Origin of the sequence: Cereibacter johrii, assembly GCF_001720585.1 — a bacterium.
In the GTDB taxonomy this organism is placed as follows: domain Bacteria; phylum Pseudomonadota; class Alphaproteobacteria; order Rhodobacterales; family Rhodobacteraceae; genus Cereibacter_A; species Cereibacter_A johrii.
On record NZ_MABH01000109.1, the window covers coordinates 1 to 22533 of the forward strand.

Genomic DNA, 22533 nt, shown 5'->3' on the forward strand with positions numbered 1-22533 from the left:
CGGGCAGGTCGCGCATGCGGCGCGGGTCGGCATCGTGGGCCGACAGATCGATGGGCGCGCGGGCGGCCATGGCGAGGCTCTTGCCGCCGCCGCCGGCGCAATAGTCGAGCACACGGTCGCCCGGGGCGAGCGGCAGCGCTGCGACGATGGCCTGAGAGGCGGCATCCTGCAGCTCGACCCGCCCCTCGCGATAGGCGGCCGAGGCCTGAACCTTTCGCGGGTTTTCCGTGACTTCGAGCGCCGTCTCCGCCAGGGGATGCGGCCGCGTGGCGATGTCCTCGGCCGCGAGTTCGGCCGCCGCGGCCGCCCGGTCGGTCCGGGCGAGATTGACGCGCAGGAAGACAGGCGCGCGATGGCGGAGCGCCTCCATCACCGGGGCGAAGTCCGCGCCGAGACTGTCGCGCAGCGCCGGCGCGAGCCAGTCGGGACAATCGAGCGCCTCGAGCTCGGAGGGAGCCTGCGGCTCGAGCTCGGATCCGGCGGGCGGCGCGGGCGCATGGCCCTCGCCGGTGAAGAGCTCCGCCACCTCCTGCCCGGCCATCCGCAGCCCGCCCAGCACGAGCCCCCGCCCCGTCGCGGCTCCGCCTGCCCGCGCGAAGGAGCGCCGGCAGCGCAGCGCGTCGAACACGAGGTCACGCACCGCGGCCCGGTCGCCCGACCCCGCGAACCGGCTCGCCCGGCCCCAGTTCGTCAGGGTCTGTTCGGCCGGGGCACCGCCGAGGATCCGGTCGAGAATGTCGATGGCGGCGGAGAGGCGGGCGGCGGGGGTCATGGGGGAAACTCCGGCGGGAAGCGGGCTGCGGAGGCATGACACGGGCGGCGGGGCATGGCAAACAGCAACTCGAACGGCAGCGAGGGTGGAATGGCGCTCAATTTCCGGCAGACCGAGATCCTGGAGATCGCCCGCAGCGAGGGGCGCGTGGTGGTCGAGCAGCTCGCCGAACATTTCGCGGTGACCCTTCAGACCATCCGGCGCGACCTGACCGAACTGTCGGACGCGGGCCTGCTCGACCGGGTGCATGGCGGAGCGGTGCTGCGGACGGGCGTGTCGAACATCGGCTACGAGGAGCGGCGCCGCATGAACGAGGCCGCCAAGGCCGCCATCGGGCGAGCCTGCGCGCGGGTGATCCCGGACAATTCCTCGATGATCATCAACATCGGCACCACGACCGAGGCGGTCGCGCGCGAGCTTCTGAACCACCGCAACATCACGGTCGTGACGAACAACATGAACGTGGCCAATATCCTCGCCACCAACCCCTCCTGCGAGGTGATGGTGGCGGGCGGACAGCTCCGCCGCTCGGACGGGGGGCTGGTGGGCGACCTGACGATCCAGTTCATCGAGCAGTTCAAGGTGGATTTCGCCATCATCGGCGCCTCGGCGCTCGACCGCGAGGGCGACATGCTCGATTTCGACCTGGCCGAGGTGCGGGTCTCGAAGGCGATCCTGCGCCAGTCGCGGCAGCGGTTCCTCGTCACGGACAGCTCCAAGCTCGACCGCAAGGCACCCGTGCGGCTCGGCTCGCTCGAGGAGCTGGACGCGGTCTTCACCGACAGCCCCCTGCCCGAAGAGCTGGCGCGGCGCTGCGAGAGCTGGGAAACCGCCGTCACCGTGGCCGAGCATCAGGCGGCCATGCCCGGCTAGAGCGCGTGCAGCGTGCCGGTCGCGAGATTGTGGATGCGCGAGACCCGCCTGCCGTCCCATTCGAAGGCGAAGTGGTCGCCCTGAGCCGGGGCCCCGGCCACGTCCGGCCAGAAGAGCGCGACGCAGAGCCCGTCCGGCGCGCGGGCGCTGGGATAGAGGATGCCGTTGGCTCCCTCCGCCCGCCGCTCGGCGCCGAAGCTCTGCGCGGCGCGGTAATCCAGAGGATCGAGCAGATCCGCCCGCTCGGGCCCCACCACCTCGAGCTCGGCATCGAGCCGACCGATCAGCTGGCGGAACTCCGACGTCCAGCCCGGCGCCTCGTCCGTGGCCGCCATGAAGCGCCCGTGATGGTGGGCCACCTCGATGAGCGCGGTCTCGAGCGTCTCGGCCGCGTAATAGACCCCGAAGCTGCCGTCCGAGAAGCGGCTCGGCCGGTCGGGCGAGACATGGGTGAAGGGAGCCATCGCCCAGGAGGCGCCGGCCCCCGAGACGCGCCGCGCGGGCGGCACCAGATCGAGCCTGCCCAGGCTCTCGCGCAGGCGGGGATTGCTCTTTGCCTCGGCCGAGGCGATGGCCTCCCAGTCGGCGGGATCGGCGATGTCCTCGAACAGGTCGATGGGCGGAAAGCGCGAGCGGATGATCCGGTGGGTCCGGTCCCAGATCACGCGGCGGCGCGCCACCTCACCAGCCTCCGCGCTCGGCATCGAGATAGGTGCGCACCCGGAGCAGGTCGGTGATCTCGCCGCCCAGCATCACCTGAAGCGCGGGTGCCCCTCCGAAGGCTTCGTTGGGCCGCCGCACCCAGCCATAGGCCCGCTCGGGCTCGCGGAAGATCAGCCGAAGCGCCTTGTGGATCCCCATCAGGAGCGACAGCCGCGTCTTCTGGTCGCGCGAGATACGCCCCGGAGCGCCCGCCTTCCAGCGCGCCCAGGTGCGCGGCGAGAGCTCGCCCAGCAGGATCGCCGCCTCGCGGTCCGAGACCTCCCAGAGACGGAAGAGATTGACGACGGCGCGCGCCATGGCGGCCGCTTCCGCATCGGTGATGCGGGGGGTGCCGGGTTCTGCGGGGGTCTTTCCCAGCGGGCGGAGGACGAGCATGACGGTCTCCCTTTGGCAAGAAGTAGGCCCCGAATGGCCATTTGACAAGCGCGCCTTCGGGAGCCTTCGTCCGAATCCCTTGCATCCGCCCCCGGAACGCTCATATTTCCGCGAGCTCCGCGTGGGGCGAACTCTGGTGTCCGGGCCCCTCTGGCGAGAGAATGCGGCGCTCTCGCGATGTCGGCACCCAAAGCGTCAATGGCCGCCAGGACGCGACTCTCCATCATGTGCAAAGTCATCCACCCCTTCCGTGCGGGCGCCTTTCTGCGCTTTCTCCATCCGGAGAAGCACTCATGACCACGGCCTCCGGGAAAAGCACGATCTCCTATTTCACCTGGGCCTTCGCCTTCACGGTCGCGGGGCTGGCCCTCGGCGGCTTCCTCGGCTGGCAGACGACCGGCACCATCGAAGGCACCGCCACGATCTTCTTCATCTGCTGCGTGCTGGCGGTGCTCGAGATCTCGCTCTCGTTCGACAATGCCATCGTGAACGCCAACAAGCTGAAGACGATGACGCCCGAGTGGCAGCACCGCTTCCTCACCTGGGGCATCATCATCGCGGTCTTCGGGATGCGGATCATCTTCCCGCTGCTGATCGTCGTCATCGCGGCGAACCTCGGCCCCTGGGAGGCGCTCAAGCTCGCGGCCACCCAGCCCGCGGAATATTCCCGCATCATGTATGAGGCGCATACGCCCATCGCGGCCTTCGGCGGCACCTTCCTGATGATGGTCGGCCTGACCTACTTCTTCGATCAGGAGAAGGACATCCACTGGGTGCGCTGGATCGAGGAGCAGGCCAGCCGCTATTCCTCGATCCGCGGGGTCGAGGTGGCGGTGGTGCTCTGCGCGGTGCTGGGCTTCTCGCGGCTTCTCGAAGGGGCCGAGCAGCAGGTCTTCATCAACAGCGCGCTCTACGGGCTGCTCACCTTCCTCCTCGTCGAGGTGCTGGGCGGCTTTCTCGACCATCGCCAGCAGGCGCTCGACGCGGCGGCCAAGGGCGGGTTCGGCGCCTTCCTCTATCTCGAGGTGCTCGACGCCTCCTTCTCCTTCGACGGGGTGATCGGGGCCTTCGCGCTCAGCCAGAACCTGTTCGTGATCGCGATTGGCCTCGGGATCGGCGCGATGTATGTGCGCTCGATGACCATCATGCTGGTCGAGCGCGGGACGCTGGCCCAGTACCGCTACCTCGAGCACGGCGCCTTCTATGCGATCCTGATCCTCTCGGTCATCATGTATGTCCAGACGCTGACCCACATTCCCGAGGTCATCACCGGGCTCGGCGGTGCGGGGCTGATCGGGATCTCGCTCTGGTCCTCGATCCGCTGGAACCGGCAACATGCCGGAGACCTGCCCGAGGCCGAGGCGGCCTCGCGCTGACCCTGGGGGCGTGCCCGGCTTCGGGCACGTCCCCCCCGTCCCGAACCTCAGAACCGACAGGGAATGTGGCTCTCGGCGATGCGGAGCCGTTCCAGCTCCTCCTCGCTGGCACGGTTGCGCATCCAGGGCGCCGGGTGCCGGACATCGCGCAGGCCGCCGATCAGTCCGATCAGGCTCTGGACGGCGGCGGTGGTCAGGGCGGTCATGACATGCTCGTTCTGCTGTTTCCTCTGCTCAAAATCTGGTCGGTTTGCGAAGACCGCTCGTTGATGCGGATCAACGGGCGGCCCGGTGCGACGCTGCGCCTCAGGGAGGCTTACAGCAGCGCCGCCCCAAGGCCCCGGCTCAGGTCCGGAAGACCCTGTAGATCGCGGGGATCACCAGCACCGTGAGCAGGGTCGAGCTCATCAGCCCGAAGAGAAGCGAGATGGCGAGCCCCTGGAAGATCGGGTCGGCGAGGATCACCGCCGCTCCGATCATGGCGGCGAGCGCGGTCAGCAGGATCGGCTTGAACCGGATCGCTCCCGCCTCGATCAGCACCTCGAGCCGGTCCCGCGCGGGGTCGGCATGGCGGATGAAATCCACAAGCAGGATCGAGTTGCGCACGATGATCCCCGCCAGCGCGATGAAGCCGATCATCGAGGTGGCCGAGAAGGGCGCGGCGAAGAGCCAGTGGCCGAGCATGATGCCGAGGAACGTGAGCGGCACCGGCGTCAGCACCACGAGCGGCAGGCGGAAGCTGCCGAACTGCGCCACCACGAGGATGTAGATCCCCAGAAGCGCCACGCCGAAGGCCCCGCCCATGTCGCGGAACGTGACCCATGTCACCTCCCATTCGCCGTCCCAGAGCAGAACGGGGCGCTGCTCGTCCTCGGGCTGGCCGTGCAGCGCGATCTCGGGCTTCGTCCCCTCGGGCCAGTCCATCGCGTCGAGCGCGCGATCCACCGCCAGCATCCCGTAGAGCGGCGCCTCGAAATCGCCCGCGAGCTCGGCCGTGACCATCTCGGCGGCGCGGCCGTTGTGGCGGAAGATCGGCCATGAGGCGCGCTCCTCGGTCACCCGCACCACGTCGCCCAACTCCACTACCCCGCGCGCGCCGGGCAGCAGATCCGCCGGGATCGGCGTCGAGAGGAACCGCTCGTCGAGCACCCGGTCGCCCTTGGGCCGGGCGAGCACGATCGGGATCGGATGCCGCCCCTCGCCGCGGTGCGAATAGCCCACCACGCTCTCGCCGTTCAGAAGCCGGATCGTGTCGAACACATCCGCCTCCTGCACCGAGAAGAACTCGAGGTCGTCGGGCTCGATGGTCGCGCGCAACCGCGAGGGCGGCGCGCCGAAGCTGTCGTCCACATCGACCACGAAGGGCACGCTCTCGAAGGCCTGGCGGATGCGGCTGGCGGCGTCGCGCCGCGCCTCGGGCGTGGGGCCGTAGACCTCGGCCAGAAGCGTCGCGATCACCGGCGGGCCCGGCGGCGGCTCGACGGTCTTCAGCACCGTCCCCTCGGGGCGCGGGATCGCCTTCAGCCGCTCGCGGATCTCTAGCGCGATCTCGTGGCTCTCGCGGTCCCGCGCGGTCTTGGGCGCGAGATTGACCTGCAGGTCGCCCTCGTGCGGACGTCCGCGCAGATAATAGTGCCGCACCAGCCCGTTGAAGTTGAACGGCGCCGCCGCCCCGGCATGGGTCTGGACCGAGATCACTTCGGGCAGCTCCAGCACGGCCCGCGCCGCGTCCTGCGCCACCCGGTCGGTGGCCTCGACCGAGGCGCCCTCGGGCAGGTCGATCACTACGGCGAGCTCGGACTTGTTGTCGAAGGGCAGAAGCTTCACCGTCACATGCTGCGTGTAAAGGAGCCCCATCGAGCCGAAGGACACCACCACCGTCACGAGGAGGAAGAGAAGCGCCCTCCCCTTGCTCTTCAGCACCGGCCGCGCCACCGCCGCATAGAGCCGCCCGAGCCGCCCGCCGGGCGAGGCATGGTCCTCGCCATGGAGCGGCGCGCGGCCCGCGATCTTCAGCATGAGCCAGGGCGTGATGATGACGGCCACGAAGAACGAGAAGATCATCGCGGCCGAGGCATTGGCCGGGATCGGGCTCATGTAGGGCCCCATCAGACCCGAGACGAAGAGCATGGGCAGCAGCGCCGCCACGACGGTCAGGGTGGCCACGATGGTGGGATTGCCCACCTCGGCCACCGCCTCGACGGCCGCCTCGGCCCGCGGCTTCGTGCGCTCCATGCCCCAGTGGCGGGCGATGTTCTCGATCACCACGATGGCGTCGTCGACAAGGATCCCGATCGAGAAGATCAGCGCGAAGAGCGACACCCGGTTCAGCGTGTAGCCCATGAGCCAGGCGGCGGCGAGCGTGAGCAGGATCGTGACCGGGATCACGATGGCCACCACCATGGCCTCGCGCCAGCCGATGGCGACCCAGACCAGCGCGATGATCGAGATCGTGGCGAGCCCGAGGTGGAACAGAAGCTCGTTGGCCTTCTCGTTCGCCGTCTCGCCATAATCGCGGGTGACGGTGACGGCCATGCTGTCGGGGATGAGGCCGCCTTCCAGCGCCTCGACCCGGTGCAGCACCGCCTCGCCCACCACCACCGCATTGGCGCCCGCGCGCTTGGCCACGGCGAGCGTGACGGCGGGCGTCCTGAGGATCGTGCCATCCTCGGCGCGCGTGACATTGGCGACCAGCGCCTCGGTCATGTCCGAGACCGCCCCCACCTCGGCCACGTCGCCCACATAGACCGGCCGCCCGTCGCGCGTGGTCAGCAGGAGGTTCGCGATCTCGGCGGGCGTCGTGAGCGTCCGGCCCGCGATCAGCGCGACCTGCCGGCCCTCCTGCCGCAGAAGGCCTGCGTCCTGCGCCTCGTTCGCGCCGCCCACCTTCGCGGCAAGGCTCTGGAGCGTCACGCCGAAGAGCGCGAGCTTTTCGGGATCGGGCGCCACGCGGATCGCCTCGGGCGTCTCGCCCACGAGATAGGTGAGGCCCACATCCTCGACCTTGGCGACCTCGGTGCGCAGCTCGCGCGCAACCCGCGTGAGATCGTTCGCCGTCACTCCCGGCGCGGTCGGCACGAGGGTCAGGGACAGGATCGCCACGTCATCGATCCCGCGGCCAACGATCAGCGGCTCGGCGATGCCTTCGGGAATGCGGTCCATGTTGGCCCGCACCTTGTCATGGACCCGCAGCACCGCCGCATCCGACGACGTGCCCACCACGAAGCGTGCCGTCACCATGGCCTGATCGTCCGAGGTCTGGGAATAGACGTGCTCGACCCCGTCGATGGCCTTGACGATGGTCTCGAGCGGCTCGGTCACCAGCTTGACCGCATCCTCCGCGCGCAGGCCCGGCGCCTGGACATGGATATCGACCATCGGCACCGAAATCTGCGGCTCTTCCTCGCGCGGGAGCGAGACGAGCGCGACCAGCCCCACCGCAAGCGCCGCGAGAATGAAGAGCGGCGTCAGCGACGAGCCGATGAACGAGCGGGTGAGATGGCCGGCGAGGCCGAGCCCGGGGCGGCGGTCACTCATGGACGGCCACCGGCGCATCGCCCGGCTCGAGACCCGACAGGATCTCGACCATGCCGTCCTGGCGCTGGCCCAGCACCACGGTCCGCTCGACCGGGCCGCCCGGCCCTTCCACGGCGACGAAATCGAGGCCCGCGCGGCGCCGGACCGCCGCCTCGGGCACCAGAAGCGCCTCGCGTTCGCCCACCGGCAGCCGCACCAGCACCCGAGCATCCACGAACCGCTCGGACAGGCCCGGCACGTCCACGTCGGCGATCACGCGCCCGTTCTCGATCTGCGGATAGATCCGGGCGAGGCGGCCGTCCTGCGGACCCTCGGCCCCCTCGATCACGATCCCGTCGCCCTCCTTCAGCGCGCCCGCATGGCGTTCGGGCACCGCAAGGCGCAGGAAGAAGCCGCCGCCGCCCACGGTGGCCACCGCCTCGCCCGCCAGCACGACCGCCCCCGCCGCCACCGGCACGTCGAGCACGAGCCCCGCGATGGGGGCCAGCACCCGGCCTTCGGTCTCCTGCTGCTCCAGCACCTTCCGCTGGGCCGCGTTGGCCGCGATCCGCCCCGTGAGCACCTGCACCTGCGTGCGCAGCGCATCCGACTGCTGCGAGGTCGAGACGCCGCGGGCCAGCAGATCCTCGACCCGGCCCAGTTCGGTGCGGGCATTGGCCAGTTCCGCCTCGAGCGCCGCGCGCTCGGCATCGATCGCGGCAAGCTGGAACCCGATCTTCTCGTCCACCACCTCGGCCAGAAGCTGCCCCGCCTCGACCCGGTCCCCTTCGGCCACCGACAAGAGGACAAGCGTGCCGCCGAGCCTCGCCCGCGCCGGGATCCGGTCGCGCGCCTCGATCCGCCCGTAGACGGATTTCCACTCGGTCACGGTCGCCGGCCGCAGGGGTTCGGCCAGAAGCTGCAGGGGCAGGAGCGACAGGAAGGTCGCGAGGATCAGGCGTGTCATGGCGGATGTCCGGGGCGAGGCCAGAAGCGGCGATTATATTCGATTTAACGAATATAATGTCTCGGCTCTCCGTTCAAGCCGCGCTGGCCTCGACGCGGCGGGAATTCTCTCCCGCGCGCCCGCGAAGGCCGCAAGGTGCCACGGGATCGGACAGACGCGCCTGCGCATCCCTCAAGGGAACGCGGGGGCCGCTGGCCTGAGCCTCCTTCGAAAGGCCGCCAGGTCGCGTGGGATCGGACAGACGCGCCCCTTCCTCATGACACCGAGGGGCCTGAGGTGCATCTCCGTCGAGGCGCAGGACGCGGCCTTCGCCCGGCTTCGCGGGAGGCAGTCCCGGCCGCCCTGCCCCATGTCCGCGGAGAGCCGGCCCAAGCCCCGGTCACCGAGGCCGGCGCTTGCCCGTGAAGGGCGAGGGGCCAGGCTGGGCGCTCTCAGAGCACCACGATGCCGTTGTGCTTGGCCTTGTGCTCGGGCTCGACATGGATGCTCACGCGGCTGTGCGGGATCAGCCGGTGCAGGGCGCTTTCGATCCGGTCGCAGATGTCGTGCGCCGCAGCGACCGTGGTCTCGCCCGTCACCACGAGGTGGAAGTCGATGAAGGTCGCCTGGCCCGCGTGACGGGTCCGCAGGTCATGCGCCTCGACCGCCCCCACCGCCTCCTGCGAGATCACCTCGCGCACGCGCACCAGCACCTCGTCCGAGACGGATTCGTCCATGAGCCCGCTCACCGACGAGGAGATGACCGCCCAGCCCGACCAGAGCACATTGACCGCCACCAGAGCCGCCAGCGCCGGATCGAGCCAGGGCCAGCCCGTGAAGATCGCGGCCAGCACACCCACGGTCACCCCGACCGACGAGACCACGTCGGCCAGCAGGTGCCGCCCGTCGGCCATCAGGGCAGGCGAGCGCAGCCGCCGCCCCCGCGAGATCAGGATCCAGCTCCAGAAGGCATTGAGGAGGGTGGCCGAGCCATTCACCACAAGCCCCTCGAGAGGCGCCACGAGCGGCTTCGGATCGAGAAACCCGAGCGTCGCCTCGCGCAGGATCAGGAGTGCGGCCACGATGATCATGGCCCCTTCGAGCACCGCGCTCAGGAACTCGGCCTTGTGATGCCCGTAAGGGTGGTTGGCATCGGCGGGAATGGCCGCCACCCGGATCGCCACCAGCGCCACGCCCGCCGCGGCCACGTTCACGATGCTCTCCATCGCGTCCGACAAAAGCGCGATCGAGCCCGTCATCCACCAGGCCAGCGCCTTGAGGCCGAGCACGGCCACCCCGACGAACAGACTTCCCACCGCAAGCTTGAGGGTCTGGGACATGGGCCGGCTCCGGGGGGCTGAAGGGCGCGACAGCCTGAACGAACGCGGCCGCCTTTTCGAGGCGGCCGCTCTAGCAGGATTCGGGCAGATCAGGCAAGCACCTGATTTGACTTGAGAATGTCTCGCAATCTCAGGCGTCTATCCATTCGGCGCCCGCGCGGGCATGCAGATAGCCGTTGGCCAGCTGCCCCCCCGGCGCCACGGCCCGCGCCGCGGCCTCGAGATCTTCCGTCGCCCGCCCCGCCGCGATGGCCGCCTCGAAGGCCCGGGCAAGCGCCACCATGTCGCCGGTGTGGGGCGAGAGGCGCAGCGCCGAGACGCCGGCCGCCAGCAGGCCGGGGATCTCGCGGCCCGCGAAGGAGGTCGCGCAGGAGAGCGTCTGCACCCCGTTCACCGCAAGGAACCGCTCGCCATCGAGCGTGTCCACCTCGCGCCCGTCGGGGTCGGCGTTGCAGATGAACTGGCAGCTGTCCTTGATCCTGTCGTGCAGCCGCGCATGGTAGCAGCGCCCCGAGATGGCCAGCGGCTGGCGCCCGAAGCCCCAGACCTCGACCGCCACGCCCCGCTCCTTGCCGGCCCGCGCCAGGGTCTCGACCGACTCCATCGGCAGCTCGTTCGGCAGGCAGATGCGCCTGGCCCCGCGCGAGGCGAGCCAGTCGAGCGTGCCCACGTTGTAGCAGTTGATGAGGGGGCTGACCGAGAAGGCCGCGCCCGCGGGGATGTAGGCCAGCGCCGTCAGGTCGGCGATCTCGATGCCCGCGCCTGCGTCGATCAGCTCTTCGGTCAGCGACCGCTCGCGCTTCAGCGTGACGAGCGCCAGCGACGAGAGCCAGACCTCCTTGCCCGCCGCGCGCAGCCGCTCGACCGCGACCGGGATCTCGCCCTGCCAGAAGGGCAGCCGCTTCGAGCAGACGACCTCGCCCAGCACGACACGGGCGACGGGCGCCTCGTCGGCGATCCGCGCGTAGAAGTCGCGCACGCGCTCGGCTTCCCAGAAGAAGAGGTTCGGTCCGAGTGTGAGATCCATGGCCTTACCTCCAGGTCTTGGCATAGGCGCCCGTCGTGGTCGCCTGCCCTTCCGAGAGGGCGGCCAGCGCCCCCTGCGGCATGGGCTGGCCCGCGGCCAGCGCATCGACGGCGGCACGGAAGCTGCGCACCACCTGCGCGACGTAGGACCGCGAGCGTTGCCGCCCCTCGATCTTCAGCGCGGTCACCCCCGCCTTGGCGAGCTGGGGCAGGATGTCCTGCGCGTTGAGGCTGACCGCATCCTCGAAGATGTGGCCCACCTGATCGCCCGAGGTGAAGCAGCCCTTGCAGAGCGTCGGATAGGGCGCGGGCTGGTCCTTGCCCACGCGGTGGATGGTGAAATCGCCGAGGCGCGCGGCGAGCTCGTCGCCCTCCTCCACATATTGCACCTCGGTCGCGGGCGAGCAGACGCCGTTCATGTTGGGCGACTTGCCGGTGGCATAGGACGAGAGCGAGCAGCGCCCCTCGGCCATGACGCACAGACCGCCGAAGACGAAGACCTCGGTCTCGACCTCGGGCGTCTCCCTGTTGATCGCGGCGATCTCGGCCACGGTCAGCACGCGCGGCAGCACGACCCGCTTCACGCCGAATTCGCGGCCGTAGAAGTTGATGATGTCGGGGTTGGCGGCGGCAGCCTGCACCGAGAGGTGCCGGCGCAGGTTCGGATGGTTCTTCGCGGCATAGGCCAGAAGCCCCATGTCGGCGAGGATCACCGCATCGGCGCCCGCGGCCTCGGCCGCGGCGATGTTGCGATGCCAGAGCGACTCGTCTCCCGCCCGCGGAAAGGTGTTGATCGCGACCAGAACATGCGCGCCATGCTTGTGGGCGAAGGCCACGCCCTCGGCCAGTTCCTTCGGCGAGAAGTTCAGGCCGGGGAAGTTGCGGGCATTCGTCTCGTCGGCAAAGCCGCAATAGACGGAATGGGCACCGGCTTCCACGGCGGCGCGCAGCGCGGCAGGGGTGCCGGCAGGGCAGACGAGTTCCATCAGATCACTCCCGAGGCGCGGCGCAGGGCCACGCCGGTTTGACGTTCAAGGGCGGCCGCGATGGGGGCCAGGGCGCGCGCAAGCGGCGGCGCCACATGCTGGATCTCCTCCAGCAGGTCGAGCTCGGCATTGTCGATGGCATTGCGCAGCGCCAGCGCCGCCGCCGTGTCGCCCGCGATCACGAGGTCGCGCGAGAAGAAGAGCGCATCGCCGTCCACCGCCCCGTGGACGAGCGCGAGCAGCGCCGAGAGCTTGCCCGCGATGCGGCAATCGGCGCCCGATGCATCCTTCTGCAGCCGGATGCGCGGCTGTCCCGCAGGCAGGGTGAGAATCATCACCACCGGCAGGTCGGTCGGGTCGAGCGCGAAGCTCGCATTCACATGCGTGCCCAGCCGGCCGACGATCTCGGAGTGGCGGGCGGCGATGCGGCGGGCGAGCAGCGTCAGCGCGACGGAGGCCGGCGGCTTCGGCAAAAGCCCCACCAGCCGCGAAAGCGGCGGGGCGAGCGTGGGCAGACTGGTCATGGCACACCTGTTCCGATCGGATCGGGGTCCGCTCTAACATCCATGCCGCAGGACCATATTGATGTAGGTCAAGCCATTGACCCGGCTCGGCTGCTAGGCCCCGGGGCCAGACATGTGAGGTTTCATGCGCAGCCTGCCCATCTTCCCGGATCTCCGGGCCTTTCTCGACTGGTGCGCCCGCAGGGGCGACCTCTCCCGGATCGCCGAGCCGGTCTCGCTGCGGCATGAAACCACAGCCGTGGCCTCGAAGATCCTGCGCGGCGGCGGCCCCGTGCTGCGGTTCGAGAGCCTGCGCGACACCTCCGCCACCATGCCGCTCGTGGCCAACCTCTTCGGCACGCGCGAGCGGGTGGCGGCGGGTCTCGGCCTCGGGCTCGAGCAGATCCCCGAGCTCGGCGCCTTCCTTGCCGCGCTGCGTGCCCCCGCCCCGGTGGCGGGGATGCGCGACGCGCTCTCGCGCTGGCCGCAGCTTCAGGCCGCGCTGAACACGCGCGCGAAGATCGTGCGGTCGGCCGAGGCGCAGGAGGTGGTCCACGAGGGCGCCGCGGTGGATCTGGGCATGATCCCGGTGCCCACCTGCTGGCCGGGCGATGCGGGCCCTCTGGTGACATGGCCCGTGGTGCTGACGCGGCCGCACGGCACCGCCGCCGATGAGACGCTCCACTACAATGCAGGCGTCTACCGCGCGCAGGTGATCGGGCGCGACCGGCTCATCATGCGCTGGCTGGCCCATCGCGGCGGGGCGGGCCACTACCGCAGCTGGATGCGCGCGGGCGAGCCGATGCCCGTGGCGCTGGCGCTCGGCTGCGATCCGGCGCTCCTCCTTGCCGCGGCGCTCCCCCTGCCCGAGCAGGTGTCCGAGCTGACCTTCTCGGGCGTGCTCCGCGGCGCGCGGACGCCGCTCGTGGCGGGGCGCACCGTGCCGCTGATGGTGCCCGCCACCGCCGAGATCGTGGTCGAGGGCTGGGTCCACCCCGGCGACATGGCGCCCGAGGGGCCTTTCGGCGACCACACCGGCTATTACAACTCGGTCGAGGATTTCCCGGTGCTGCGGGTCTCGGCCATCACCCACCGCAAGGATCCGCTCTATCTCACCACCCACACGGGCCGCCCGCCGGACGAGCCCTCGGTCATCGGCGAGGTCTTCAACGACCTCGCCATGCCGGTCTTCCGCCAGCAGATCCCCGAGGTGAGGGATCTCTACCTGCCCCCGGCCGCCTGCTCCTACCGCATCGCCATCGTCTCGATCGACAAGCGTTATCCCGGTCAGGCGCGGCGGGTGATGATGGCGCTCTGGGGGATGCTTGCGCAATTCTCCTACACCAAGATGGTGATCGTGGTGGATGAGGACATCAACCCGCGCGACTGGGACGATGTGGCCTGGGCCATGGCGACCCGGATGGACCCGTCGCGCGACGTGGTGCTGCTCGAGAAGACGCCGATGGACTATCTGGATTTCGCCTCGCCCGAGCCGGGCCTTGCCGGCAAGATCGGCATCGACGCCACCAACAAGATCGGCCCCGAGACCCATCGCGAATGGGGCGAGGTCATGGCGCAGTCGCCCGAAGCCGAGGCTTTCGCCGACCGGCTGATCGCGAAGCTGAGGATCGGAGCATGAGGGTCGTCCTCGGCGTCTCGGGCGCATCGGGCGCGGCGCTGGCCGCCGCCTGCGCGCGGCACCTGTCGGCTCTGGGGGCCGAGATCGATCTCGTGATCTCGAAGGCAGGCGAGCGGACGCTGGTCGAGGAGATCGGCCCCGAGGCGGCCGACGCGCTCCGCGCGCAGGCGACACGGGTTCACGGCATCATGAATGTGGGCGCGGCCATCGCCTCGGGCTCTGCCCCGGTGGCGGGGATGATCGTGGCCCCCTGTTCGATGCGCTCGCTTGCGGCCATCGCCCACGGGCTCGACGACAACCTCCTGACCCGCGCGGCCTCTGTGCAGCTGAAGGAGCGGCGGCGGCTCGTGCTCCTCGCGCGCGAGAGCCCGCTGACGCTGGCCCACCTGCGCAACATGACGGCCGTCACCGAGATGGGCGGCATCGTGGCGCCGCCGGTGCCCGCCTTCTACCTGCGCCCCGAAAGCCTTGCCGCCGCCGTCGAGCAGATCGCGGCGCGCGCGGTGGACCTTCTGGGCCTCGGCCGCCCGCAGGCGCAGGCCTGGGAATAGCCTCTCCGCGACGATCCCGGGACCGGGACGAAAGGGCGATGTCCCGCCCCCCGAACAATCGGCGACGGCAGACACGCCCCTTCTGACGGCGGATCTGCCCGGCCGGGATGGGGGCCGGACAGGGGCCTCAGGCGAGCAGCTCGTCCACGATATGCTCGGCGATGGGCAGGGCCGAGGTCGCGGCCGGCGAGGGCGCGTTACAGACATGGAGCGCGTGGCGTGTGCGCACGAAGACGAAATCGTCGATCATGCGCCCGTCCGCCCCCACCGCCTGCGCCCGCACCCCCGCCCGGTAGGGCGCGAGATCCTGCAGCCGGATCCGGTCGCAGTATTTGTGGACCTTGCGCAGATAGAGCTGGCGGACGAGCGAGGCGGACAGTTCTTCGGCCGCAGCGCCCGCATTGCGCCGCATGAGCTTCCAGAAGCCCTTGTAGCTCAGGCTGTCGGCCAGATCCTTCACCGAGATGATGCCGTTCGTGTAGCCCTCGCGCGCCATGGCGAGCACGGCATTCGGCCCGACCGTGAAGCCCCCGTTCATCTTGCGCGTGAGATGGACGCCGAGGAAGGGCCGCGCCGGATCGGGCACCGGATAGATCAGATGCTGCACCAGATCCTCGGGCTGGTTCCTGATCGCGAAATATTCGCCGCGGAAGGGCACGATGCGGAAATCGAGGCTCGCCCCGAAGGCCCGCGCCAGACGGTCGGCATGAAGGCCGCCGCAGAACACCGCCTTGCCGGCCGAGATCTCGCCCGCGGTCGTCTCGAGCCGCACGCCCGCCTCGCTTTCGGCCCCGCCCGTCACTTCGGTGTCGAGCCGGATCTCGCCGCCCCGGTCGCGGAAGAGCTCGGCCATGCACTCGGCCACGCGGCCGTAATCGACGATGCCGGTCGTGGGCGACAGAAGCGCCCCCACCGCCTTGATGTTGGGCTCCAGCCGCCGCGCCTCCTCGCCCGAGAGCCGCTCGATGAGGATGCCGTTGGCCCGCGCCCGGGTCTCGAGCGTGGCCATCCGCTCGAGCTCGGCCGCGTCGGTGGCCACGATCAGCTTGCCGCAGATGCGGTAGGGGATGCCGTGCTCGTCGCAGAATTCGCGGGTCGAGGAGACGCCGCGGGCGCAGAAGCGGGCCTTGTGACTGCCGGGCGCATAGTAGACGCCGGCATGGATCACGCCCGAATTGCGGCCCGACTGATGGCGGGCCACGGCGGGCTCCTTCTCGAGCACCGAGATCCGCGCACCGGGATGCAGGGACTGGAGGCGAAGCGCTGTGGCGAGGCCCACGATGCCGCCGCCGGTGATGACAAAATCGCTGCTGGTCAAAATGACTGTCTCCGAAATGGACGATTCCCATTTCAGCGCAGGTCGCCCCCTCCGCACAAGGCCCGATGCACGCCGCGCCGCGCGAGGATGGAAATTCGCCCTGTGGGATGAGGGTCAGTCGAGGCCGAGGGCGCGGCAGGCGCTGCCTGCCACCTCCTCCGGCGGCCCGCCGGTGTCGAGCAGCCGCCAATCCTCGGCGCGGGGCTGGCGGGCAAGCTGCGCCCGCACCACGGCCTCGTCCGCATCCGAGGCATCGCTCCGGCGCGCCGCGACACGGGCAACGAGCAGATCGGCCGGCGCCTCCAGCCACAGGCCCTCGAGCGGCACGCCCCGCTCGGCGGCAAGCGCCCGCGCCGCCGCCCGGTCCGCCGGATCGAGGAAGGTCGCATCGAGGATCACCGGCCAGCCTGCGCCGAGGATCGCACCGGCGCGGGCCAGCATCTGCCCGTAGACCGCGTGACGCGTGGCCTCGCCATAGGCCGCACCGCCGAGCCGGCGGTCGGTCGGAACGCCTGCCCGCGACTTCCGCTCGAGATCCGAGCGCAGGTGGATCGCGCCGGGTGGCAGCCCGAGCCGCGGTGCGAGCGCCGCCGCCAGCACCGTCTTGCCGCTGCCCGAGACGCCGCCGATGGCCAGGAGCCGCGGCGGCGGCGGTGCGAGCGCCCGGAGCGCCTCGTCGAGCAGGCCTCGCGCCTCTGCATCGCTATGACCCGGCGTGCCGCGCGCGGCATCGGTCTGCACCAGCACCATGGTCCGGATCGCCGCCCGGACGGCGAGAAACAGCGGCAGCGCGGCCAGCCCCTCGTCCTCTTGGCCCCGCATCTCGAAGAGCCAGGCCGCGAGCGCGATCCCCGCCGCACGGATCAGGCCGCGGTGGTCGAGATCCATCAGGAGGAACGCCAGATCGTAGAGAATGTCGCAGGTGCCGAGCGTCTCGTCGAACTCGAGCGCGTCGAACGGCACGGGCTCGCCCGCGATCAGGACCAGATTGCGCAGATGCAGGTCGCCATGGCCCCGCCGCACGCGCCCCGCCTGCGACCGCGCCTGCAGGAGCGGCCTCATCCGCGCGAGCCCGGCCCGCGCCTGCGATCCGAAACGCGCGATCCTATCCGCGCCGAGACGATCCTCCATCCCCGCGAAGACCCGCCCGAGCTCGTCGAGGATCGCCGCCACGAGGGCCGCGCCGTCGGCGGCGCGCACGGGGGCCGCGCGGTGATAGGCGGCGAGGCTCCGGCCGAGCCGCGCGGCCAGCCGGTCGTCGAGCCCGCCCCGCTCGGCCACCGCCGAAAGCTCGTCCTCGGCCGGAAAGCGCCACATGCGCAGCACCCATTCCACTGGCGCGCCCGGCCCCCCCAGGGCGAGCCCCTCCGGTTCACGGGTCACCGCCACCAGATCGCGGTAGATCGCAGGCGCGGCGGGCCGGTTCAGCTCCAGCTCGCGCGCGAGCATCCGGTGCCGCAGCGCCAGCGTCGAGAGGTCCATGTAGTCGTAGCGCACCGCCCGCTTGATCTTGAAGGCCTGAGGCCCGGCGAGAAAGACGAACGCGCCATGGGTCTCGACAAGCTCGACCGGCGCGCCCCCGTGGGTCGCGGGATCGGAGAGGAAGCGCACCACCTCGGTCTGGTCCTGCATCGGCCGTCTCCCTTCGCCTCTGAGCCTGCCCCTGCCGGCTGCCGAGTCAAGGCGTCGCGCCGTCGCCTTGACTGAAGTCAATGACGAGACGCGCACCGCGTGAAAGGCTGGGCGACAGTCACGATCCCGGAGCAGGCCCCCTCAGAGGAGGAGTGCAGGATGGCTATTCCGAAGAGCCCGCAGGACACCCGCCCCCCGCTCGATGCCGAAGGCTTGCGGCAGGTGAGCATGGCGTTCCAGGGCGGCACCGCCGGCGCCTATGAGCTCTGGCTGCGCCTTGCCCACGAGATCTCGCATTTCACGGCCGACCGGATCTGCGAGACGGTGAAGACCCAGCAGCAGATGATGCACTGCCACAGCCTGTCCGAGCTCGCGCATCTGCGCGCGCAATGGCTGCAGCGGGCGATGGATCAATATGCCGAGGAGGCCGGCCGGATGGCCGGGATCTGGCGCGAGACGCTGGAGCGGACGGTCCGGATCCGGACCGACTGAGACGCGCCACGGCGGTGCGGCACGGAAGGATCCTCGCCAAGGGGTTTGTCATCGGCTGCAAAGGCCCCATCTTCTGCCGATGACCGGAGCCTCGTGAGACCGCCATGCCTTCAGCCGACATCACCGTCGCCTCTTACAATATTCACAAGGGCGTCGGCACCGACCGCCGCCGCGACCTGAGGCGGACCGCCGCCGTGATCGCCGAGCTCGATGCCGATCTCGTGGCGCTGCAGGAGGCCGACCGGCGCTTCGGCGACCGTGCGGGGCTTCTCGATCTCGAGCATCTGAAGGACGAGACGGGCCTCGTGCCGGTGAAGGTCGAGGGCCGCGGCCGCGCGCACGGCTGGCACGGCAATCTGCTTCTGGTCCGTGACGCCGAGGTCGAGGAGGTGCAGAAGATCGTCCTGCCGAGCTTCGAGCCGCGCGGCGCGCTGATGATCGACGTGGTGATCCGCGGCCGTCCGCTGCGGGTGATTGCGGCCCATCTGGGCCTCCTGCCCGGCTCGCGCGCGGCGCAGACGCGCCATCTGCTCGAGCGGATCGAGGCAAGCACCCCGCGCCCGACGCTGCTGATGGGCGATCTGAACGAGTGGCGCGGCACGGGCGCGGCGATGGGCCATCTCGCGCGCCATTTCACCGGCGGCGTAATGGTGCGCAGCTTTCCCTCGCGTTTTCCGATCCTTGCCCTCGACCGCCTGATGACCTGCAAGCACGGCCAGCTCCACGACGTGACCACCCACGACACGCCGCTCGCCCGGCGCGCCTCGGACCACCTGCCGATCAAGGCCCGCCTGCATCTGCCTGATCGGATCGCGGCCGCATCATGATAGACGACTGGCTGGGCGTCCTCGCCTGGGTTCTGGGCGCGGTGGCCGCGGTCGCGGGTCTCTCGGCCTTCACCTGGCGCTCGTGGCGGCGGTTCGCCCGCCAGGCGCGCGGCGCCGTCACCACGGCCCTGCCGCGCAGCGCCCCTGAGACGGAGCTCGATGCGCTCTTCGCCCCGCTCGAGGCCGACCATCCGGGCCGCTCGGGCCTGCTTGCCCTTCTCGACAATCCCGACGCCTATGCCGCCCGCGCGCTCTCGGCCCGGATGGCCGGGCGCTCGCTCGACCTGATGTATTACATCTGGCGGACCGACCTCACCGGCTGGCTCCTGATCGAGGAGCTCCTCGCGGCCGCCGACCGCGGCGTGCGGGTGCGGCTTCTCCTCGACGACGTGAACGTGCAGGGCTTCGACCGCGCCTTCCTCGCGCTCAACCAGCACCCGAACGTCGAGGTGCGGCTCTTCAACCCGATCCGCAATCGCGGCCATGTCCTGCGCCGCACGCTCGAGATGCTGCTGGGCCTGTCCCGCTTCAACCGCCGGATGCACAACAAGGCCTGGATCGCCGACGGCCGGCTGGCCATCGTGGGCGGGCGCAACATCGGCGACACCTACTACGACGCCGAGGAGAGCGGCCTTGCCATGTCGCGCGATGCCGACGTGATGCTGGCGGGCCCCGTGGTGGCCGAGGTCGAGGGGCTCTTCGACAGCTACTGGAACCTCGGCCTCGCGCTGCCGATCCTGACGCTCTGGCCCGGGTTCAAGGTGAATGTCCGCAGCTTCCAGCGCCGGATGATGCGCCACAACCGCGCGCCCGCGGCGGTCTCGTTCCTGCGCCGCACGATGGCCGGGCGCGACGGGCCTGCGCTTCTGACCGCGCGCCTGCGCTGGACCGACAAGGTCACGCTGTTGGCCGACCCCCCCGACAAGGCGATGGGCCAGAGGTCGGGGCCCTGGATGGGCGAGGCGATCACCGCGCTCCTGCGCGCGGCCGAGCGCGAGGTGCGGCTCATCACGCCCTACTTCGTGCCCGGCAACGACGGCTGCGACCTGCTGACCGGGCTCGCGCGCCGAGGCGTGCGGCTCTCGATCATGACCAATGCCCTGTCGGTCACCGACATGGTGCTGGTGCACGGCGCCTACCGCCACTACCGGCTGCCGCTCCTGAAGGCCGGGGCGGAGCTCTACGAATTCGGCCCCCCGCCGCGCCCCTGCGGGCGACGCGACCTGCTGCACACCAAGGTCTTCCTGATCGACGGGCGGCAGGCGGTGGTGGGCTCGCTGAACTTCGACCTGCGCTCGGCCTTCATGAACACGGAGCTGGGCGTGCTTTTCGAGGAGCCCGATCTCTTTGCCGAGCTCGAGGCGATGTTCGACCGCCAGAGCGCGCCCGACGAGGCGCACCGCCTGTCGCTCGAGGAGGGGCGCCTGCGCTGGTCGGTGACCGGGGAGGGGCGGGCCGCCCTCGCCCGGTTCGAGCCGGACTCGCCCCCCGCCCTGCGGGCCGTCTCCTGGGTGGTGGGGCATCTGCCAATCCAGAGCTACCTCTGACGCTGGTGCCCGAGGGGGTCGCAGGCAGACCCTCCCCGAAAATATTCGAGGATGAGCATAAGTCCGCTTTCGCCTGTAATGATTGGCAAATCTGGAGGTGCCCGAGGGCCGTGCGGCAAGCTGCCGCAGTTGAAACCTTGCCTGATCGCGACGGATTTCGGGGGTGTCACCGTGTGACGTTCGCCCGCCCGTTGTGGGCCTGTAGCAAGGAAAGACCAATGAGACGAGTTCTTCTAGCCCCCCTGATGGCCGCCCTTCCCGCCGCAGCCATGGCTGCCGATGCCGAACATGTGGTCGAGGCCCGCAAGGGCTATTTCTCCCTCGTGGCTCTCGAATTCGGCCCCCTGGCCGCGATGGCCAAGGGCGAGATGCCCTATGATGCCGCGGCCGCCAAGGCGCATGCGTCCGACCTCGTGACCCTGACCAAATACGATCCCTCCGACCTCTACGCCCCCGGCACCTCGGCCGACGACGTGAAGGGCACGGCCGCGAAGGCCGCGATCTGGCAGGATGCGGAGGGCTTCCAGGCGAAGGGCATGGCCTTCTTCGAGGCGGTGGCGGCCCTCGAACCCGCGGCCGGCGCAGGCCAGAAGGAGCTGGCCGCTGCCGTGGGCAAGGTCGGCGGCACCTGCAAATCCTGCCACGACGACTTCCGGGTGAAGAGATAAGCCATGAGCAGCCCGGACCCCCCCTCCCCCGCCGTCGAGACCGTCCGCATCTGGGACCCGCTCCTGCGGCTCTTTCACTGGGCGCTGGCCGCCACGGTCGTTCTGGCCTGGGGCCTCGGCAAGTTCGGCCCGGACATCATGACGCTGCATTTCTACGCGGGATATGCGGTGATCGGGCTGCTCGCCTTCCGCCTGCTCTGGGCGCTGGTGGGGCCGCGCCCTGCCCGCTTCTCGAGCTTCGTCTACCGCCCGCGCGAGATCCTCGCCTATGCGGCGGAGGCCTGGCGGCCGCGCCCCTCCTACTGGCGGGGGCACAATCCGCTGGGAGGGCTCTTCATCGTCGTGCTCATCGCGGTGCTCGCGCTGCAGGCGCTGACGGGGCTCGTGGCCGACCCGGACGATTTCGTGAATGTGGGGCCGCTCGCCGCCTCGGTGCCCTCGTGGGTCTCGGGGAGCGCGCCCGGCTGGCACGAGCTGCTGGGCAATCTGACGCTCGGCCTCGTGGCGCTCCATCTGGGCGCCATCGCCTTCTACAAGCTCTGGAAGCACGAGGATCTGATCCGGCCCATGCTGACCGGCCGCAAGACCGTCCGCCGCGGGTGACCGCTGAAGGGCGCCTTTCGGGGCGCCCTTCTCCCGCGGCCCGGGCCTCAGACCTGCAGCCCGTAGCCCGAGAATTTCTCGATCACTTCCGCGATCTGCGCCTCCGACAGGATCCGCACCTCGCCCAGTTGCAGGCAGCCCAGATACTGCCGGGCCAGCGTCTCGACCTCGACCGCCGTCCAGAGCGTGCGCGCCAGCGACGGGCCGATGGCGATCATGCCGTGATGTTCGAGCAGGCAGGCCAGCCGCCCCTCCAGCGCCGCCACCGCATGATGCGACAGCTCCTCCGAGCCATAGATGGCGTAGGGGGCCACCCGGATGGTGGGCCCGCCCGCCGCGGCGATCATGTAGTGGATGGCGGGAATTTCGCGGTTGAGGATGGCGAGCGTGGTGCAGGCCAGCGGATGCGCATGGACCACCGCCTGCGCCTCGGGCCGGGCCGCGAGGATGTCGCGGTGGAAGCGCCATTCGCTCGAGGGACGGTGGCGTCCGGTGGCCGTCCCGTCCATGGCGAGAAAGACGATGTCCTCGGGCGCGAGCTTCTCGTAGGCGATGGCGGTGGGGGTGATGAGCAGTCCCTCGCCGTGCCGCACCGAGATATTGCCCGAGGTGCCCTGATTGAGCCCCGAGCGGTTCATCTCGAGGCAGGCCGCGATGATCGCCTCGCGCTTCGTCCGTTCGTCCGCGTCCATGAAAGCCTCCTGCATTCCGGGCGCAGCCCTAGACCCGCGGCCCGCCCGGGTCAAAGCCGCGCGAGGTCGCACGCGGAGCCCTGACAGAGGGAGCCCCGCGCGCCGCTCCGCCCCCGGCCGGGCCGCGC

Annotated in this window: 22 protein-coding genes; 9 read left to right on the plus strand and 13 right to left on the minus strand. The window is 70.3% G+C overall.

Annotation, left to right across the window (positions count from 1 at the left end):
* On the minus strand, nt 1–772 hold a 772-nt coding region (locus tag A9O63_RS07870; protein ID WP_069331428.1), incomplete at its 3' end, for an RsmB/NOP family class I SAM-dependent RNA methyltransferase.
* 90 nt (nt 773–862) lie between these two features.
* Here A9O63_RS07870 and A9O63_RS07875 point away from each other — a divergent pair.
* The gene (locus tag A9O63_RS07875; RefSeq protein WP_069331447.1) at nt 863–1645 is read left to right on the plus strand and encodes a DeoR/GlpR family DNA-binding transcription regulator; all 783 of its coding nucleotides are present in this window, start codon (nt 863–865) and stop codon (nt 1643–1645) included.
* On the opposite strand, the gene A9O63_RS07880 is transcribed toward A9O63_RS07875, so the two are convergent.
* Together A9O63_RS07880 and A9O63_RS07885 are read right to left on the minus strand one after the other, a co-directional pair.
* The gene (locus tag A9O63_RS07880) at nt 1642–2325 is read right to left on the minus strand and encodes an RES family NAD+ phosphorylase (protein ID WP_069331429.1); all 684 of its coding nucleotides are present in this window, start codon (nt 2323–2325) and stop codon (nt 1642–1644) included. The two genes, A9O63_RS07875 and A9O63_RS07880, sit on opposite strands and share 4 nt — an antisense overlap.
* A 1-nt stretch (nt 2326) precedes the next feature.
* On the minus strand, nt 2327–2743 hold the full coding sequence (locus A9O63_RS07885; protein ID WP_069331430.1) for an antitoxin Xre/MbcA/ParS toxin-binding domain-containing protein: 417 nt from the start codon (nt 2741–2743) through the stop codon (nt 2327–2329).
* Nucleotides 2744–3036: 293 nt separating this feature from the next.
* On the opposite strand from A9O63_RS07885, the gene A9O63_RS07890 reads away from it, so the two are divergent.
* Nucleotides 3037–4119 carry a DUF475 domain-containing protein gene (locus A9O63_RS07890; protein WP_069331431.1) on the plus strand — a complete coding sequence of 361 codons (1083 nt, stop codon included), beginning with the start codon at nt 3037–3039 and terminating at the stop codon, nt 4117–4119.
* Nucleotides 4120–4166: 47 nt separating this feature from the next.
* Here the strand turns inward: A9O63_RS07890 and A9O63_RS21910 are convergent, their stop codons facing one another.
* The 7 genes from A9O63_RS21910 to ubiT all read right to left on the minus strand — a co-directional run bounded on the left by A9O63_RS21910 (nt 4167) and on the right by ubiT (nt 12457).
* Nucleotides 4167–4325, minus strand: a complete 159-nt coding sequence (locus A9O63_RS21910; RefSeq protein ID WP_084295701.1) for a hypothetical protein — start codon at nt 4323–4325, stop codon at nt 4167–4169.
* Between the two features lie 139 nt (nt 4326–4464).
* Nucleotides 4465–7656 carry an efflux RND transporter permease subunit gene (locus tag A9O63_RS07895; protein WP_069331432.1) on the minus strand — a complete coding sequence of 1064 codons (3192 nt, stop codon included), beginning with the start codon at nt 7654–7656 and terminating at the stop codon, nt 4465–4467.
* A complete protein-coding gene (locus tag A9O63_RS07900) occupies nt 7649–8602 on the minus strand; it encodes an efflux RND transporter periplasmic adaptor subunit (RefSeq protein WP_069331433.1) in 954 nt (317 codons plus the stop codon). Before A9O63_RS07900 ends, A9O63_RS07895 begins: the two co-directional genes overlap by 8 nt.
* Nucleotides 8603–9033: 431 nt before the next feature.
* The gene (locus A9O63_RS07905) at nt 9034–9921 is read right to left on the minus strand and encodes a cation diffusion facilitator family transporter (protein WP_069331434.1); all 888 of its coding nucleotides are present in this window, start codon (nt 9919–9921) and stop codon (nt 9034–9036) included.
* 130 nt (nt 9922–10051) lie between these two features.
* On the minus strand, nt 10052–10948 hold the full coding sequence (gene ubiV / locus A9O63_RS07910; protein WP_069331435.1) for a ubiquinone anaerobic biosynthesis protein UbiV: 897 nt from the start codon (nt 10946–10948) through the stop codon (nt 10052–10054).
* Nucleotides 10949–10952: 4 nt separating this feature from the next.
* Nucleotides 10953–11933: a ubiquinone anaerobic biosynthesis protein UbiU gene (ubiU, locus tag A9O63_RS07915; RefSeq protein ID WP_069331436.1), complete on the minus strand. Its 981-nt coding sequence runs from the start codon at nt 11931–11933 to the stop codon at nt 10953–10955.
* Complete coding sequence (gene ubiT, locus A9O63_RS07920) at nt 11933–12457, minus strand: ubiquinone anaerobic biosynthesis accessory factor UbiT (protein ID WP_069331437.1); 525 nt, start codon at nt 12455–12457, stop codon at nt 11933–11935. Before ubiT ends, ubiU begins: the two co-directional genes overlap by 1 nt.
* A 124-nt stretch (nt 12458–12581) precedes the next feature.
* Here ubiT and A9O63_RS07925 point away from each other — a divergent pair, with 124 nt between their 5' ends.
* Both A9O63_RS07925 and A9O63_RS07930 read left to right on the plus strand, forming a co-directional pair.
* Nucleotides 12582–14075 (plus strand): UbiD family decarboxylase, encoded by a 1494-nt coding sequence (locus tag A9O63_RS07925; RefSeq protein WP_069331438.1) that lies wholly within the window; start codon nt 12582–12584, stop codon nt 14073–14075.
* Nucleotides 14072–14626 (plus strand): UbiX family flavin prenyltransferase, encoded by a 555-nt coding sequence (locus tag A9O63_RS07930; RefSeq protein WP_069331439.1) that lies wholly within the window; start codon nt 14072–14074, stop codon nt 14624–14626. The genes A9O63_RS07925 and A9O63_RS07930 overlap by 4 nt, the downstream gene beginning before the upstream one ends.
* A 127-nt stretch (nt 14627–14753) precedes the next feature.
* On the opposite strand, the gene lhgO is transcribed toward A9O63_RS07930, so the two are convergent.
* Together lhgO and A9O63_RS07940 are read right to left on the minus strand one after the other, a co-directional pair.
* Nucleotides 14754–15944 carry an L-2-hydroxyglutarate oxidase gene (gene lhgO / locus A9O63_RS07935; protein ID WP_069331440.1) on the minus strand — a complete coding sequence of 397 codons (1191 nt, stop codon included), beginning with the start codon at nt 15942–15944 and terminating at the stop codon, nt 14754–14756.
* A gap of 114 nt (nt 15945–16058) precedes the next feature.
* Nucleotides 16059–17576 (minus strand): bifunctional aminoglycoside phosphotransferase/ATP-binding protein, encoded by a 1518-nt coding sequence (locus A9O63_RS07940; RefSeq protein ID WP_069331441.1) that lies wholly within the window; start codon nt 17574–17576, stop codon nt 16059–16061.
* Nucleotides 17577–17735: 159 nt separating this feature from the next.
* Between A9O63_RS07940 and A9O63_RS07945 the strand changes: the two genes are divergently transcribed.
* The 5 genes from A9O63_RS07945 (at nt 17736) to A9O63_RS07965 (ending at nt 21713) form a co-directional block, all read left to right on the plus strand.
* Entirely contained in the window at nt 17736–18068 is a 333-nt protein-coding gene (locus tag A9O63_RS07945; protein WP_069331442.1) for a phasin family protein, read from the plus strand.
* A 104-nt stretch (nt 18069–18172) separates the two neighbouring features.
* A complete protein-coding gene (locus A9O63_RS07950) occupies nt 18173–18895 on the plus strand; it encodes an endonuclease/exonuclease/phosphatase family protein (RefSeq protein ID WP_069331443.1) in 723 nt (240 codons plus the stop codon).
* Nucleotides 18892–20442, plus strand: a complete 1551-nt coding sequence (locus tag A9O63_RS07955) for a phospholipase D-like domain-containing protein (protein WP_069331444.1) — start codon at nt 18892–18894, stop codon at nt 20440–20442. The genes A9O63_RS07950 and A9O63_RS07955 overlap by 4 nt, the downstream gene beginning before the upstream one ends.
* Nucleotides 20443–20660: 218 nt before the next feature.
* On the plus strand, nt 20661–21110 hold the full coding sequence (locus A9O63_RS07960; RefSeq protein ID WP_069331445.1) for a c-type cytochrome: 450 nt from the start codon (nt 20661–20663) through the stop codon (nt 21108–21110).
* 3 nt (nt 21111–21113) lie between these two features.
* A complete protein-coding gene (locus A9O63_RS07965) occupies nt 21114–21713 on the plus strand; it encodes a cytochrome b/b6 domain-containing protein (protein WP_069331446.1) in 600 nt (199 codons plus the stop codon).
* Between the two features lie 47 nt (nt 21714–21760).
* On the opposite strand, the gene A9O63_RS07970 is transcribed toward A9O63_RS07965, so the two are convergent.
* The gene (locus tag A9O63_RS07970) at nt 21761–22405 is read right to left on the minus strand and encodes a class II aldolase/adducin family protein (RefSeq protein WP_041669631.1); all 645 of its coding nucleotides are present in this window, start codon (nt 22403–22405) and stop codon (nt 21761–21763) included.
* Nucleotides 22406–22533: the final 128 nt, after the last annotated feature.

What these genes read in the sequence shown, in the direction of transcription:
- A9O63_RS07875 (WP_069331447.1), top strand. Translation starts at nt 863, where the DNA reads ATGGCGCTCAATTTCCGGCAGACCGAGATCCTGGAGATCGCCCGCAGC.
- A9O63_RS07885 (WP_069331430.1), bottom strand. Translation starts at nt 2,743, where the DNA reads ATGCTCGTCCTCCGCCCGCTGGGAAAGACCCCCGCAGAACCCGGCACC.
- A9O63_RS07890 (WP_069331431.1), top strand. Translation starts at nt 3,037, where the DNA reads ATGACCACGGCCTCCGGGAAAAGCACGATCTCCTATTTCACCTGGGCC.
- A9O63_RS21910 (WP_084295701.1), bottom strand. Translation starts at nt 4,325, where the DNA reads ATGACCGCCCTGACCACCGCCGCCGTCCAGAGCCTGATCGGACTGATC.
- A9O63_RS07895 (WP_069331432.1), bottom strand. Translation starts at nt 7,656, where the DNA reads ATGAGTGACCGCCGCCCCGGGCTCGGCCTCGCCGGCCATCTCACCCGC.
- A9O63_RS07900 (WP_069331433.1), bottom strand. Translation starts at nt 8,602, where the DNA reads ATGACACGCCTGATCCTCGCGACCTTCCTGTCGCTCCTGCCCCTGCAG.
- A9O63_RS07905 (WP_069331434.1), bottom strand. Translation starts at nt 9,921, where the DNA reads ATGTCCCAGACCCTCAAGCTTGCGGTGGGAAGTCTGTTCGTCGGGGTG.
- ubiV (WP_069331435.1), bottom strand. Translation starts at nt 10,948, where the DNA reads ATGGATCTCACACTCGGACCGAACCTCTTCTTCTGGGAAGCCGAGCGC.
- ubiU (WP_069331436.1), bottom strand. Translation starts at nt 11,933, where the DNA reads ATGGAACTCGTCTGCCCTGCCGGCACCCCTGCCGCGCTGCGCGCCGCC.
- ubiT (WP_069331437.1), bottom strand. Translation starts at nt 12,457, where the DNA reads ATGACCAGTCTGCCCACGCTCGCCCCGCCGCTTTCGCGGCTGGTGGGG.
- A9O63_RS07925 (WP_069331438.1), top strand. Translation starts at nt 12,582, where the DNA reads ATGCGCAGCCTGCCCATCTTCCCGGATCTCCGGGCCTTTCTCGACTGG.
- A9O63_RS07930 (WP_069331439.1), top strand. Translation starts at nt 14,072, where the DNA reads ATGAGGGTCGTCCTCGGCGTCTCGGGCGCATCGGGCGCGGCGCTGGCC.
- A9O63_RS07940 (WP_069331441.1), bottom strand. Translation starts at nt 17,576, where the DNA reads ATGCAGGACCAGACCGAGGTGGTGCGCTTCCTCTCCGATCCCGCGACC.
- A9O63_RS07945 (WP_069331442.1), top strand. Translation starts at nt 17,736, where the DNA reads ATGGCTATTCCGAAGAGCCCGCAGGACACCCGCCCCCCGCTCGATGCC.
- A9O63_RS07950 (WP_069331443.1), top strand. Translation starts at nt 18,173, where the DNA reads ATGCCTTCAGCCGACATCACCGTCGCCTCTTACAATATTCACAAGGGC.
- A9O63_RS07955 (WP_069331444.1), top strand. Translation starts at nt 18,892, where the DNA reads ATGATAGACGACTGGCTGGGCGTCCTCGCCTGGGTTCTGGGCGCGGTG.
- A9O63_RS07960 (WP_069331445.1), top strand. Translation starts at nt 20,661, where the DNA reads ATGAGACGAGTTCTTCTAGCCCCCCTGATGGCCGCCCTTCCCGCCGCA.
- A9O63_RS07965 (WP_069331446.1), top strand. Translation starts at nt 21,114, where the DNA reads ATGAGCAGCCCGGACCCCCCCTCCCCCGCCGTCGAGACCGTCCGCATC.
- A9O63_RS07970 (WP_041669631.1), bottom strand. Translation starts at nt 22,405, where the DNA reads ATGGACGCGGACGAACGGACGAAGCGCGAGGCGATCATCGCGGCCTGC.